The 13,834-nt window shown below is 37.8% G+C and carries 13 protein-coding genes and 1 other annotated feature; of the genes, 1 reads left to right on the forward strand and 12 read right to left on the reverse strand.

The window, feature by feature from the left end; translation table 11 throughout:
- Nucleotides 1-72 precede the first annotated feature (72 nt).
- The 12 genes from QN089_RS14990 to QN089_RS15045 form a co-directional block, all read right to left on the reverse strand.
- Nucleotides 73-480 carry a Mini-ribonuclease 3 gene (locus QN089_RS14990; protein WP_276309703.1) on the reverse strand — a complete coding sequence of 136 codons (408 nt, stop codon included), beginning with the start codon at nucleotides 478-480 and terminating at the stop codon, nucleotides 73-75.
- 4 nt (nucleotides 481-484) lie between these two features.
- Complete coding sequence (gene cysS, locus QN089_RS14995; RefSeq protein WP_087681984.1) at nucleotides 485-1,885, reverse strand: cysteine--tRNA ligase; 1,401 nt, start codon at nucleotides 1,883-1,885, stop codon at nucleotides 485-487.
- A 59-nt stretch (nucleotides 1,886-1,944) separates the two neighbouring features.
- Nucleotides 1,945-2,180: a binding site (T-box leader), on the reverse strand.
- 46 nt (nucleotides 2,181-2,226) lie between these two features.
- On the reverse strand, nucleotides 2,227-3,687 hold the full coding sequence (gene gltX, locus QN089_RS15000; protein WP_285215625.1) for a glutamate--tRNA ligase: 1,461 nt from the start codon (nucleotides 3,685-3,687) through the stop codon (nucleotides 2,227-2,229).
- 78 nt (nucleotides 3,688-3,765) lie between these two features.
- Nucleotides 3,766-4,242, reverse strand: a complete 477-nt coding sequence (ispF, locus tag QN089_RS15005; protein ID WP_068450084.1) for a 2-C-methyl-D-erythritol 2,4-cyclodiphosphate synthase — start codon at nucleotides 4,240-4,242, stop codon at nucleotides 3,766-3,768.
- Nucleotides 4,235-4,933: a 2-C-methyl-D-erythritol 4-phosphate cytidylyltransferase gene (ispD, locus tag QN089_RS15010; protein ID WP_068450082.1), complete on the reverse strand. Its 699-nt coding sequence runs from the start codon at nucleotides 4,931-4,933 to the stop codon at nucleotides 4,235-4,237. The genes ispF and ispD overlap by 8 nt, the downstream gene beginning before the upstream one ends.
- 98 nt (nucleotides 4,934-5,031) lie before the next feature.
- Nucleotides 5,032-6,111 (reverse strand): PIN/TRAM domain-containing protein, encoded by a 1,080-nt coding sequence (locus tag QN089_RS15015; RefSeq protein ID WP_068450080.1) that lies wholly within the window; start codon nucleotides 6,109-6,111, stop codon nucleotides 5,032-5,034.
- A gap of 91 nt (nucleotides 6,112-6,202) precedes the next feature.
- The gene (gene radA / locus QN089_RS15020) at nucleotides 6,203-7,582 is read right to left on the reverse strand and encodes a DNA repair protein RadA (RefSeq protein ID WP_285215626.1); all 1,380 of its coding nucleotides are present in this window, start codon (nucleotides 7,580-7,582) and stop codon (nucleotides 6,203-6,205) included.
- 109 nt (nucleotides 7,583-7,691) lie between these two features.
- The gene (locus QN089_RS15025; RefSeq protein WP_068450076.1) at nucleotides 7,692-10,130 is read right to left on the reverse strand and encodes an ATP-dependent Clp protease ATP-binding subunit; all 2,439 of its coding nucleotides are present in this window, start codon (nucleotides 10,128-10,130) and stop codon (nucleotides 7,692-7,694) included.
- Complete coding sequence (gene mcsB, locus QN089_RS15030) at nucleotides 10,120-11,223, reverse strand: protein-arginine kinase McsB (RefSeq protein WP_087681988.1); 1,104 nt, start codon at nucleotides 11,221-11,223, stop codon at nucleotides 10,120-10,122. Before mcsB ends, QN089_RS15025 begins: the two co-directional genes overlap by 11 nt.
- Complete coding sequence (locus tag QN089_RS15035) at nucleotides 11,213-11,767, reverse strand: UvrB/UvrC motif-containing protein (RefSeq protein WP_285215627.1); 555 nt, start codon at nucleotides 11,765-11,767, stop codon at nucleotides 11,213-11,215. The genes mcsB and QN089_RS15035 overlap by 11 nt, the downstream gene beginning before the upstream one ends.
- Before the next feature lie 17 nt (nucleotides 11,768-11,784).
- Nucleotides 11,785-12,255: a CtsR family transcriptional regulator gene (locus QN089_RS15040; RefSeq protein ID WP_068450070.1), complete on the reverse strand. Its 471-nt coding sequence runs from the start codon at nucleotides 12,253-12,255 to the stop codon at nucleotides 11,785-11,787.
- Between the two features lie 161 nt (nucleotides 12,256-12,416).
- Nucleotides 12,417-12,731: a DUF4870 domain-containing protein gene (locus QN089_RS15045; protein WP_068450068.1), complete on the reverse strand. Its 315-nt coding sequence runs from the start codon at nucleotides 12,729-12,731 to the stop codon at nucleotides 12,417-12,419.
- Between the two features lie 136 nt (nucleotides 12,732-12,867).
- Between QN089_RS15045 and corA the strand changes: the two genes are divergently transcribed.
- On the forward strand, nucleotides 12,868-13,833 hold the full coding sequence (gene corA, locus QN089_RS15050; RefSeq protein ID WP_087681991.1) for a magnesium/cobalt transporter CorA: 966 nt from the start codon (nucleotides 12,868-12,870) through the stop codon (nucleotides 13,831-13,833).
- Nucleotide 13,834: the final 1 nt, after the last annotated feature.

Genomic DNA, 13,834 nt, shown 5'->3' on the forward strand with positions numbered 1-13,834 from the left:
GCGTGTAATTTTATTACCGCGACGATCACGTTCCTCTCGTTTACCTCGTCTGTTATCCATATTGATAACCTCCTATTTCTCAGCTTCCACTGTTTCAATCGTATAGGAAATTATTTCCGCTATACGTTCTTCTTGTCCTAATAAATATAAATAACCTAAAACAGCTTCAAATGCTGAACTGTAATGATATGTTTGTACGTCTGTATTCTTCGGTACAGAACCTGATTTTGCGTTGCGTCCTCTTCTTAATACGCCCGCTTCATCTTCCGTAAAGAACTCTTCTTCAATCATTTTTCGTACAACTTTTGCTTGTGCTTTCGCAGAAACATAGCGCGTTGCTTCACGATGTAAAATATTCGGCTTCACTTTACCATTACGCAATAAATGTTCACGTACTGCAATTTCTAAAACAGAATCTCCCATATAAGCAAGCGCTAAAGCATTCAATTGTTTTACATCAATATCTCGTAATTGTCCCAATTGATTAGCCTCGTTTCCAACGTACACCTTGACGTGTATCTTCTAAAATGATGTTTTGTTCTTTTAAGATATCGCGAATTTCATCTGCGCGTGCAAAGTTGCGGTCTTTACGAGCTTGCTGGCGTTCTTCGATTAACGCATCGATGTCTGCGTCTAATAATTCCTCTGCTTGCGCTAATTGAATACCTAATACACCTGTTAATTCTTCTAGTGCTGTTTTATACGCTTCTAAAACTTCTGTGTTTGTATTTTCAGCTGTTAAATATTTATTTGCAGCAGTTGAAATGGTGAATAGTGCTGAAATGGCATTTGCTGTATTGAAATCGTCATCCATTGATTCAACAAAATAAGCTTTTGCATCTTCAATAATTTGTAATTCAGCTTCGTCTACCTCAACTAAATTCGTTGCTGCTTTTAAACGATGTTGTAAGTTTTGATGCGTTGTACGAAGGCGATCTAAACCATTCGCTGCTGCTTCCACCAAGTCTTGCGCAAAGTTAATTGGGTTACGGTAATGTACAGATAGAATAAAGAATCGTAACACTTGTGGGTCAATTTGTTGAATGATGTCATGTACTAAAATAAAGTTACCTAGTGATTTTGACATTTTTTCGTTATCAATATTGATATACCCGTTATGCATCCAATAATTTGAGAATTTTTTATCTGTATAAGCTTCTGATTGTGCAATCTCGTTCTCATGGTGAGGGAATTTCAAATCTTGTCCACCAGCGTGAATATCGATTGTATCACCAAAATGATTGTGAACCATAACAGAACATTCGATATGCCAACCTGGACGACCTTCGCCCCAAGGACTCTTCCATGAGATCTCACCTGGTTTTGCAGCTTTCCATAATGCGAAATCTAAGTCATCTTCTTTTTTTGTTCCTGCTTCAATACGCGCGCCTACTTTTAAATCATCTACAGATTGATGTGATAATTGTCCGTAATTTTTAAATTTACGTGTACGGTAATACACATCACCTTGTGATTCATACGCATATCCTTTTTGTACTAATACATCAATGAACTCAATAATTTCATCCATATGTTCTGTTACACGTGGATGGGCATCTGCTTTTTGCGCTCCTAGTGCTGTAATATCTTCAAAATATGCTGCAATGAAACGCTCTGTTAGTTCAGATACGTCTTCACCTAATTCATTTGCTGCTTTGATGATTTTGTCGTCTACATCTGTGAAGTTTGAAACGTAATCTACTTCATAACCACGGTATGTTAAATAGCGACGAACTGTATCATAAACGATTACTGGACGTGCATTTCCGATATGAATGTAGTTGTAAACAGTTGGTCCACATACATACATGCGCACCTTTCCTTCTTCGATTGGTTTAAATTCTTCTTTTTCGCGTGTTAATGTATTAAAAATTTGAATAGCCAAATGAAACACTCCTTTAGATATTAAGTTTAATAAAAAAACCTCCATCTATCGTAAAGATAGACAGAGGCGAGAAAGTACGCGGTTCCACTCTGATTGAATAGGACTAATCAGCCTCTATTCCACTCAAGGTCGATAACGGTGACAAACCGATTTGACCTACCCCATTAAAAACATGGTTCAATCAAATACTCAGAGGTGCATTTCTGCTTTACAGAGGCTCAGACCACTTTCAGCCGATGATGGTCCTCTCTTTTTCGAGCTTGCGTCACGTACTTCTCCTCTTCAACGCTTTATGTTGTATAAGTAACTCTATTCTACAATGTCTTTGCAAAAAAGAAAACTTATTTAATAAATGGTTCGATGCGTGCAATGACTGTTTCTTTACCTAAAAGCTCAAGTGCATCTGTTAATTCTGGTCCATGCATTTCGCCTGTTGTTGCAACACGAATTGGCATGAATAGATTTTTACCTTTATGACCTGTTTCTTTTTGAACAGCTTTGATCGCTTTTTTAATTTCTGGTGCTACGTAGTCTTCAAGTGCTTCTAGTTGTGCTTTGAATGAAGCCATTACTTCTGAAACTTGTTCACCAGCTAATACTTCTTGTTCTTCTTCACTATATGTTAATGCGTCTGTGAAGAATTGTGCTGATAATTCAACGATTTCTGCACCGTAACTCATTTGCTCATGGTACAAGCCGATTAAACGAGATGCCCATGCTTCTTCTTCTTCTGTTGGATTTTCAGGAACAAGACCTTCTTTTTGTAAGAATGGTAAGCATAGTTCAACCACTTGCTCATGCGATAACTTCTTCATGTATTGGTTGTTCATCCATTTTAACTTTTGAGTATCGTACATAGAAGGTGATTTTGTTAAACGTTTTTCAGTGAATTGAGCGATTAACTCATCCATTGAGAAGATTTCTTCTTCACCCTCTGGAGACCAACCAAGTAATGCAAGGAAGTTGACCATTGCTTCTGGTAAGTAACCTAAATCTTTATATTGTGAGATGAATTGAATAATTGACTCATCACGTTTTGATAATTTTTTATGGTTTTCGTTTACGATTAATGTCATATGACCAAAACGAGGTACTTCCCAACCAAATGCACGGTAAATCATCATTTGTTTTGGTGTGTTTGATAGATGCTCTTCACCACGGAAGATGTGTGTCATCTCCATTAAGTGATCATCTAAAACAACGGCATAGTTGTATGTTGGGATTCCATTTGCTTTTACGATTACCCAGTCACCGATATCTTTTGATTCAAACGTTACTTCGCCACGAATTAAATCATCAACTACATATGTTTCTTCTGCTGGTACTTTAAAGCGAATCGTGTATGGTAAACCCGCTGCTTCTTTTTCTGCAACTTCTTCTGCAGTTAAGTGACGACAAGTCCCTTTATACATAGGAGCGGCTACACCATTTGCACGTTGCGCTTCGCGTTCTGCTTCTAATTCTTCTGATGTACAGAAACATTTGTAAGCAAGACCTTTTTCAAGTAATTGTTGTGCATGCTCTGTATATGTGTCTAAACGTTCCATTTGACGATATGGACCGTATGGACCGCCAATGATTGGTGATTCTACAGGGATGATGCCTAACCATTCAAGGTTGTGAAGTTGAGATTCTTCTCCGCCTTCGATGTTACGAGCTACATCTGTATCTTCAATACGGAATACGAAATCCCCATCATAATGTTTTGCGTATAGATAATTAAATAATGCTGTACGTGCGCCACCGATGTGTAGGTGTCCTGTTGGACTTGGTGCGTAACGTACACGAACTTTTTTAGTCATAATTCAGATCCTCCTAATTTGTCGAGAAAAATTCAACTTTTCTCATTTTACCACTCGCTCCTTGAAATTTAAAGGAACTCAGGCTTTGATTAACAAAATTGTTGCCATTGCTGCAATACCTTCTTCACGACCAACAAATCCAAGCTTTTCTGTTGTTGTTGCTTTCACATTTACTTGATCTGGTTCTGCATTTAATAGTTCTGCAATACGATTACGCATTGGTTCGATATATGGAGCCATTTTAGGACGTTGTGCCATGATTGTACAATCTACGTTTCCTAACTTATACCCTTTCTCCTCAACAATCTTCCAAATGTACGCTAATAATTTTGCTGAATCTGCATCTTTGAACTCTGGGTCTGTATCTGGGAAGTGTCGCCCGATATCCCCTTCACCGATTGCGCCTAATGCTGCATCTGTTACCGTATGTAACAATACATCTGCATCTGAGTGTCCAATCAATCCTTTTTCATGTGGAATTGTAATACCACCGATAATTAATGGTCGCCCTTCCGCAAACTCGTGTACATCAAAACCTTGTCCAATTCTAAACATATGAATGTCCTCCTGTTCTACGATTTAAAATCGCTTCACCAAAAACTAAATCTTCTTTGGTTGTCATTTTTATATTTTCATAACTACTTTCTACAATATAGATAGCTTCGCCTAAACGCTCAACTAACATCGCTTCATCGGTTCCTAAAAAACCGTCCTCTGCCGCTTGTTGCTCTGCACGATTTAATAATTCAAAACGAAACGCTTGTGGTGTTTGAATCATCCAGAGATTTGAACGATCCACCGTTTCTTGTATTTTACCATCTTGTACATTCTTCATTGTATCTTTTGCTCGAACACCTGCGATTGCTGCACCCTTTTCTGTTGCCTGTTGTACAAGCTCATGTATCGTCGGTAATTCAATGAATGGTCTTGCTGCATCATGAACAAGAACAATTTCACTATTCTTGATTTCTTGCATACACGCATAAACACTATGCTGGCGTTCTTCACCACCATCAGGCATCGCAACTACTTTATGAATTTCATATTGTGCCAATTGTTGCTGAATATAATCACGTTCTTCTGATTTTACAGCTAAATAAATTGCTCGACACTGCGTATCTTGTTCGAAAACACGTAATGTATGAATCAAAATAGGTACGCCTGCTAATTCTAAAAACAACTTATTTTGATTAGCGCCCATTCGTTTCCCACTACCAGCAGCAGGTAAAATCACGTCATACTGCATATAACGTACACTCCTTCAATATAAAAGGGGCTTGTCCGTAAAAAACCTCAATTGGTTCTTGGGGACAGCCCCTGTTCGTTTATACATTTATACTACCATTATTTATGGTTTTTTGGCTTAGCAAAAATCATTCGTCCTGCTGAAGTTTGGAGAACAGACGTCACAATTACAACAATCGCTTGTCCAATATATGACTTTCCTTCTTCTACAACAATCATCGTACCATCATCTAAATAGGCAACCCCTTGATTATGTTCTTTACCATCTTTGATGACGACGACATTCATTTCTTCACCTGGAATGACGACAGGTTTTACTGCGTTGGCTAAGTCATTAATATTCAACACACTTACTTTGTGTAGCTCACATACTTTATTTAAGTTAAAATCATTCGTTAGAATCTGCGCACCCATCTTTTTAGCCAGACGTACTAATTTTAAATCCACTTCAGGTACATCTTCAAAATCGATTTCAGTAATTAAGACATTTGAATTTGAAGCATCTTGAAGTACTTTTAAAATATCAAGTCCTCGTCGACCTCTTGTACGCTTTAATGTATCAGATGAGTCGGCAATATGCTGTAATTCCGTTAATACAAATTGCGGAACAACTAAAATACCTTCAATAAAACCGGTTTTTGAAATATCTGCAATACGACCGTCAATAATAACACTTGTATCAAGCAGCTTGTAACCTACTTCGTTAAAACTCTCCGCACCTACATCAGCTTCTTTTTTCTTATTAGAACGCGATGTGAAAACAGACATTAATTCGTCGCGTTTTTTGAAGCCGACTTGGAAGAAAACATATCCTAAAACAATGGATAATAGGATTGGTGCAATATCACTAATTACTGCTAAATGAAGACCATCAAGTGCGACACCTACTAAAAACGCTAATGTTAAACCGATGATTAAACCAATTGTTCCAAATAATAAGTCGCCCACAGGTGCTTTTAATAGGCGCTCTTCAAAGAATTTCATAAACCGAATAAACGGATCTGCCAATACAAAAGACAGAATGAATAAAAGAACTGCACCTAGCGAAACCGTCACATAGGGATTGTTAATCCAAGAGTTTGAACTTAAATGAATAACATCGAATAATGGCGGTAATAATATAAACCCTAATGTACCCCCGATGAACAAAAATGCGACTTGAACGATTCGTTTTAACATTTCTCTCACCTCCCCTTGAGCTCATTATACATACTTTGCCAACTAAACTCTCTTTTGAGGTGGACGTTTTGTCATTTTCTTTTTGAAATCATTACATTTCTTTGAACGCAATTTTCAAAGCTTGGTTTACGGTCTCTACACCCATTACTTGAATCCCTTCTGGGTACTCCCAACCACCTAAGTTAGATGCCGGAATAATCGCGCGTTTGAAACCGAGTTTCGCTGCTTCTTGAACACGTTGTTCGATACGTGATACACGTCGCACTTCACCCGTTAAACCAACCTCACCTACAAAACAGTCCGTAGCGTTAGCATTCGCATCTTTAAAACTCGATACGATACATACTAGGACGGCTAAATCGATGGCAGGTTCGTCTAACTTTACACCACCTGCTACTTTAATATAAGTATCCTGTGCTTGTAGCATTAAACCCATACGTTTTTCTAAAACAGCCATTAATAATGAAATTCGATTTTGATCCAATCCTGTTGCCATGCGTTTTGGATAGTTAAAACTTGATGGTGTTACAAGAGCTTGAATCTCTACTAGGATCGGTCTTGTTCCTTCCATTGAGGCGACAACTGTAGAGCCAGGCGCACCTTGTGAACGTTCCTGTAAAAATAACTCTGATGGATTTAGTACTTCCTTCAACCCACCTTGCAACATTTCAAAAATCGCAATTTCATTCGTAGAACCGAATCGATTTTTTTGACTGCGTAAAATACGATATGTGTGATGACGTTCTCCTTCAAAATAAAGAACGGTATCTACCATATGTTCTAAAATACGCGGTCCTGCAATTTGCCCTTCTTTCGTTACGTGACCAACTAAGAAAATAGCGATATTTTTCGTTTTTGCAATACGCATTAATTCCGCTGTACATTCACGTACTTGCGATACACTCCCAGGTGCACTCGTTACTTCTGGATGATGTACGGTTTGAATGGAATCGACAATCACAAACTTCGGCTGTACTTCTTCAATTGTTTCATGTAAAAATTCTAAATTTGTTTCAGAATAGATATAGAGTTCAGCAGATTTTACCCCTAAGCGTTCTGCGCGTAGCTTCGTTTGGCGAACTGATTCCTCACCAGATATATATAAAACGCGATGTCCTTGATTCGATAATAAAGCAGACACTTGTAGTAATAATGTCGATTTCCCAATCCCTGGGTCGCCACCGATTAAGACAAGCGAACCTGGTACAACACCACCACCTAACACGCGATTCAACTCGTGTAATTCTGTTTGTACACGTGGTTCTTCTTGTGTTTCGACTGAAATAATCGGCATGGCTTTTTGTTGTGATTTACTCACTGTATGTTGGAATGCACCGCGAGGGCCTTTTTGTACAATCTCAACATCTTCAATCATCGTATTCCATTCACCACAACCTGGACAACGCCCCATCCATTTTGGTGCTTCATAACCGCACCCTGTACACATAAACTTTGTTTTTTTCTTTGCCACTTTGTGCACCTCCGTATTCATATTCCCTTATTATAAAGCAAAACACCCCAAACGTCTGTTTGGAGTGTTTTTGAATTTTAATTTCGTACAGGTTTTCACCTATCTAAAATTAGTTTTTCGCTTTTTCTTTGACATGAACAACAAAATCGCCATCTTGTACATCAAATACAACAACTTGATCTGTTAGAACTGTACCTTTTAGAATTTCTTCTGATAAACGGTCTTCTACATTTTTCTGAATTGCACGACGTAGTGGTCTTGCACCATATTCTGGGTCATAACCTTCATTTGCAATTCGATCTAATGCAGCTTCTGTTAATTCTAATTCAATGTTTTGTTCTTTTAGACGTTTTGTTAATTGAGCTGCCATTTTTTCAACAATCTCATTCAACTCTTTCTTCTCAAGTGCATGGAAGACAATCATTTCATCCACACGGTTTAAAAACTCTGGACGGAATGCTTTTTTCAGTTCTTCTAACATCACTTGTTTTGAATTTTCTTGTGATTGTTTTTTCTCTTGTGCGCCGAAACCAAGAGATTTACGGTATTTCAATGCTTCTGCACCAATATTTGAAGTCATAATAACGACTGTGTTACGGAAATCAACAACGCGTCCTTTTGAGTCTGTTAAACGCCCATCATCTAGTACTTGTAATAGAATGTTGAATACATCTGGATGCGCTTTTTCAATTTCATCTAGTAAGATAACTGAATATGGTTTACGACGTACTTTTTCTGTTAATTGACCACCTTCGTCGAATCCTACATAGCCTGGAGGTGAACCAACTAAACGAGAAGTAGAATGTTTTTCCATGTACTCAGACATATCAACGCGAATCATCGCATCTTCTTCACCGAACATAACTTCAGCTAACGCACGAGCTAATTCTGTTTTACCTACACCAGTAGGTCCTAAGAAGATGAATGAACCAATCGGACGTTTTGGATCTTTTAACCCTGCACGAGCACGACGAATCGCACGAGAGATTGCTTCAACTGCTTCACTTTGCCCTACTACACGTTTGTGTAATTCTTCTTCTAAATTTAGTAACTTTGTAGACTCTTCTTGTTCTAGTTTTGCAACTGGAATGCCTGTCCACATCGAAACAACTTCTGCAATATCATTCACTGTCACTTCAGACTCTGAACGACCTTGGTCTTCTTTCCATTGTTTCTTTGTCTCTTCTAATTGCGCTACTAATTTTTGTTCAGAATCGCGTAGGTTCGCCGCTTTTTCAAACTCTTGACTTTGCACCGCTTCATTCTTTTCTGAGCGAAGTGCTTCTAATTGAACTTCTAACTCTTTCAAGTTCGGAGGTGTTGTGTAAGAGCGTAAGCGTACTTTTGAACCTGCTTCGTCAATTAAGTCAATCGCTTTATCTGGTAAGAAACGATCTGAAATGTAACGGTCACTCATTTTAACAGCTGCTTCTACTGCAACATCTGAGATTTTCACACGGTGATGCGCTTCATAACGATCACGTAAACCTTCGATAATTTGAATCGCTTCTTCTACAGAAGGTTCATCTACTTGAATTGGTTGGAAACGACGTTCTAATGCAGCATCTTTTTCAATGTATTTACGATACTCATCTAATGTTGTTGCACCGATACATTGTAGTTCACCACGCGCTAGAGAAGGTTTTAAGATATTTGATGCATCAATTGCACCTTCTGCACCACCCGCTCCAATCAATGTGTGTAACTCATCAATGAATAAGATAACGTTACCTGCTTGGCGTATTTCGTCCATCACTTTTTTCAAGCGATCTTCAAACTCACCACGATATTTTGTACCTGCAACTACCGTTCCCATATCAAGTGTCATAACACGCTTATCACGTAGGATTTCAGGCACTTCATTATTCACAATTTGTTGTGCTAATCCTTCTGCAATCGCTGTTTTACCTACACCTGGTTCACCGATAATAACAGGGTTGTTTTTTGTACGACGAGATAATACTTCAATCACACGTGTAATTTCTTTACTACGTCCAATTACTGGATCTAAATTACCTTCACGCGCCATCTCTGTTAAATCACGCGCTAAGCTATCTAATGTTGGCGTATTTGCTGTCGGTGCAGCAGCATTACCATTTTGACCTGCATCTGCACTACCAAGCAGTTGTAACACTTGTTGACGCGCTTTATTTAAGCTAACACCTGCATTATTTAATACACGTGCAGCAACACCTTCACCTTCACGAATAAGAGCTAATAAAATGTGCTCTGTTCCGATATATGAATGACCTAATTTACGAGATTCATCTACTGATAACTCAATGACTTTTTTAGCACGAGGTGTGTAATGAACGATTGGCCCAACATTTTTAGAACCTGTACCAACAAGTTCTTCAATGCCTTCTTCAATCATTTCAGGACTCACTTCAATAGCCTCAAGAGCTTTTGCAGCGATTCCGCCACCTTCTCGAATTAATCCAAGTAAGATGTGTTCTGTTCCAATCGCTTCATGCTTCATACGAACGGCTTCTTCTTGTGCTAATTGCAATACTTTTTGAGCTCTTTGTGTAAATCGATTAAACATCATATGAGTCCTCTCCTTCATCTTCCAATTTATGTTGGCATGCTTCGCCAATCATGTCGCGAATCAATGTCGCGCGGTACACATCTCGCTCATTTGGCTTCAATGTTGTACCTGTATATTGTTGTAAGAAGCCTGGTTGCATAATCAGCATACATTTATTTAAAACTTCATTTGGAATTCTTTGTATGATACCTAAATCTATACCCAAACGCACGTTAGATAAACAATTCGCAGCTTCTGTACTCGATAGGATTCGAGCTGTTTGTAAGACTCCTAGCGAGCGATGCAAACGGTCTGAAATTGCAATCGGCGCATGTTCTAACATCGCCTTTCTAGCTTCTACTTCTTTTGCAACAACTTGTTCTACAATTGTTTCCAATTCTTGAATGATTTCTTCTTCTGATTTACCAAGTGTTACTTGATTTGAAATTTGATAATAATTCCCTACAGCTTCGGTTCCTTCACCATAGATTCCACGTACGATTAAACCTAGTCGTGGCATCATGTTGATTAAGGCACGAACTTGATTCGTCATCGTAAGAGCTGGTAAGTGCATCATGACGGAAGCACGTAACCCTGTTCCTACATTCGTCGGACAAGTAGTCATATAACCAAATTGTTCATCAAATGCATAGTTCACTTGTTTTTCAATACAATCATCAATTTCATTTGCTTTTAGTAACGCTTTTTTAAGATTAAGTCCTGGTTCTAAACATTGAATACGAATGTGGTCTTCTTCGTTAATCATGACACTAATTGATTCATCTTCAGATACGAGAATCGAACCAATCCGTTCTTTTTTCGCAAGTTGCGGACTAATTAAATGCTTCTCTACTAAAATTTGTTTTTGCAAAGAAGGTCTTTGCCCCAAATCAAAATGATAGAGTGGTGTTTGAAGTGTTTCACAGTCGAGTAAAGCACTGCTCACTTGACGATCAACAGCCATCGCTTCTTCTTCACTAAAGGCACGTGGGAAACGATACGCGGACATGTTACGCGCTAAACGAATACGTGTACTCATGACAATATCACCGTGCTCACCATCGCCAGCCATCCAACTAATATTGTCACCTTTTAGAAAATGATCAATTTTCATCGTTCGCTGCACCACCTTGCGTTAACTGTTTTTCAAGTTGCTTTACCTCATCTCGAAGTTTTGCTGCTTCTTCAAACTCTTCTTGCTCTACAGCTGATTTCATCTTCTGACGTAATACTTCAATCTCTTTTTTAATTTGATATGTTTTATTTAATCCGCCCGGTATCTTACCAGTATGTTCTGTTGCACCATTATGAAGTCTTTTAAATACTTCAGGCAAACGTTCATAAAAAGCATGATAACAATTTGGACAATTAAATTTACCTTCTTTTAAAAACTGTTGGTACGTCATACCACATGTCTCGCATTGCTGCTTTTCTTGCGATGGTTGTTTTGACTGAGGTGCGTTGGATGACCATGTTGGAATACCAAACCAGTCCGAAAAGATTTGTTCGATTGTCACAGGCTTTACTTCTTCATCTATATGCAAATAATCTTGTTGCCCACTGCAAACTTCGCAGTAGTGTTTTACGACTTCTTCATTATTTTTTGTCATCGTAATGGTGACAGTAGCTGGACGTTGTTTACAGTTTTCACAGATCATCCTCTATACACCTTCTTTTAAGATTCTTTTTCATACTTCAGTGCTACTAGCATTGCTTGTAAAATACGAGAGCGGAGCTGATCACGATATGGTAAATCAATCGCAATGACTTCTCGGTCCATAGCAGTAAGAATGAGCTTTGCCTCACGTTTTGTAATTGCTTGCTCTTCAGTTAAGCGATGTACAATATCCTCTGCAGCCGTTTGCGAGATTTGATAATTGATTTGAGATAGAATATCGTCTAACAGTTCTGTTTTCGAGTTCGTACGTACACGTAAAATGCGAATATACCCCCCACCTCCACGTTTACTTTCGACGATATAACCTCTCTCTACTGTGAATCTTGTATTGATGACGTAATTTATTTGCGACGGTACACATTGGAAGCGGTCTGCAATCTCACTTCGTTTAATCTCAATGTGTCCATTACCGCCCATTTCAATAATTTCTTTCAAATACGCCTCAATAATATTCGACATATTCTTCATGTCGAGTCCCCACCTCCTTTAATCAAGCTGACTTTGACTATCTTTGACTATATTATAAATAAATTGTTTTATAAATTGCAATAAAAATGCTCGTTCCTTTTTTGTTTTATAAAAAAACAGACATCCTAACCATTACAATTAGAATATCTGTCTATTTATGATTATTTAACCCAGCGTCCAACGATTGGATAATTCCAATACTCACCTTGCAATGCACGAATAATCCCGATAATTGGAACAATGAACCCCATTAATCCAAAGACGATTAAAAACGGAATTCCAATTAACACATACGAGAATACAACTGAAATACCAATAAGAATTGACATAACAATTTGGAATAACAATGCTTGTAGTGATAAACTTTTCACTCTCGAATCATCAATTAAGAGCATAAAGAGTAATGGAAGTAGAATCGGTAAATAATATGCACTTGAGTGTAGTACAACTTTAATCCATTTATTGTCTTGTTCCATCTAAAACACGCTCCTTTTCTTTCTTATATATACGCATGAACAGTGTCATCCGTTTCATTTTATTTTTGTGATGATGTGACAAAAAAATTAAATTATGGGAAGATATAGAGTAAATAGATCGTGAAGAGGTGACAAAATGATTTACACTCTAGGTCTTACAAAAGACCAGCAGCTCGTGGAAAACTTCCCTTTAGAACATATTAAAGAAGATCGTTTCGATTGGTTTTGGGTTGATTTTTCAGAACCTACTGCAAAAGAAAATTTATTACTGCATACTTTTTTCCAATTTCATCCCCTAGCTGTAGAAGATGCCTTGATGCGTTTACAGCGTCCAAAAATAGATTACTATGATGATTATTATTTCACTGTTGTCCATAAATTAAACCCAAAAGAACTAACATCTGAGGAGATTAGTCTATTTATTTCTTCTAAATTTGTCGTCTCATATCATCAATTCCCTGTTCACGAATTTGAAATCGTCAAACGTGAATTAGAAAGTCATCCGAATCGCTGGGATCGCGGTACATTTTTCATCATGTATCAAACAATCGATAAAATTGTCGATGAGTTTTTCCCCCTTGTTTTTACTATTGAAGATCGACTTAATACCATTGAAGATCAGTTAGATTATAAAAATAGCGTAGACTTAATGAACGATGTATTCGATCTCCGCAATGATTTACTCCATATAAGAAGAACGGTTCTCCCAATGCGTGATTTGTTATATCGGATTTTAAATTCAAACCGCCTAAATTTAACACAAAAAGAAAAAGCCTATTTTAGTGATGTACACGACCATCTCGTGAAATTGACTGAAATGGTTGAATCAAATCGTGAATTAACTGCTGACATGCGAGATAGTCATATGTCAATGAACGCAATTCGTATGAATAATATTATGATGACGCTTACCATTGTATCAACTATTTTTATCCCACTCACATTCATCGCAGGAGTTTATGGCATGAACTTTGTGAATATGCCCGAATTGAATTGGCATTATGGATACTTCATTACATTAGGACTTATGATTTTCATCGTATTTGCGATGCTCATGCTATTTAAAAAACGTGGTTGGCTTGGATTTTTTAAAGATGATTAGT

Source organism: Kurthia sp. YJT4 (genome assembly GCF_030219945.1).
Classification (GTDB): Bacteria; Bacillota; Bacilli; order Bacillales_A; family Planococcaceae; genus Kurthia; species Kurthia gibsonii.

Excerpts from the sequence above, each read along its gene's own strand:
- gltX (WP_285215625.1), bottom strand. The coding sequence starts at position 3,687 with ATGACTAAAAAAGTTCGTGTACGTTACGCACCAAGTCCAACAGGACAC.
- ispF (WP_068450084.1), bottom strand. The coding sequence starts at position 4,242 with ATGTTTAGAATTGGACAAGGTTTTGATGTACACGAGTTTGCGGAAGGG.
- ispD (WP_068450082.1), bottom strand. The coding sequence starts at position 4,933 with ATGCAGTATGACGTGATTTTACCTGCTGCTGGTAGTGGGAAACGAATG.
- QN089_RS15015 (WP_068450080.1), bottom strand. The coding sequence starts at position 6,111 with ATGTTAAAACGAATCGTTCAAGTCGCATTTTTGTTCATCGGGGGTACA.
- QN089_RS15025 (WP_068450076.1), bottom strand. The coding sequence starts at position 10,130 with ATGATGTTTAATCGATTTACACAAAGAGCTCAAAAAGTATTGCAATTA.
- mcsB (WP_087681988.1), bottom strand. The coding sequence starts at position 11,223 with ATGAAAATTGATCATTTTCTAAAAGGTGACAATATTAGTTGGATGGCT.
- QN089_RS15035 (WP_285215627.1), bottom strand. The coding sequence starts at position 11,767 with ATGATCTGTGAAAACTGTAAACAACGTCCAGCTACTGTCACCATTACG.
- QN089_RS15040 (WP_068450070.1), bottom strand. The coding sequence starts at position 12,255 with ATGAAGAATATGTCGAATATTATTGAGGCGTATTTGAAAGAAATTATT.
- QN089_RS15045 (WP_068450068.1), bottom strand. The coding sequence starts at position 12,731 with ATGGAACAAGACAATAAATGGATTAAAGTTGTACTACACTCAAGTGCA.
- corA (WP_087681991.1), top strand. The coding sequence starts at position 12,868 with ATGATTTACACTCTAGGTCTTACAAAAGACCAGCAGCTCGTGGAAAAC.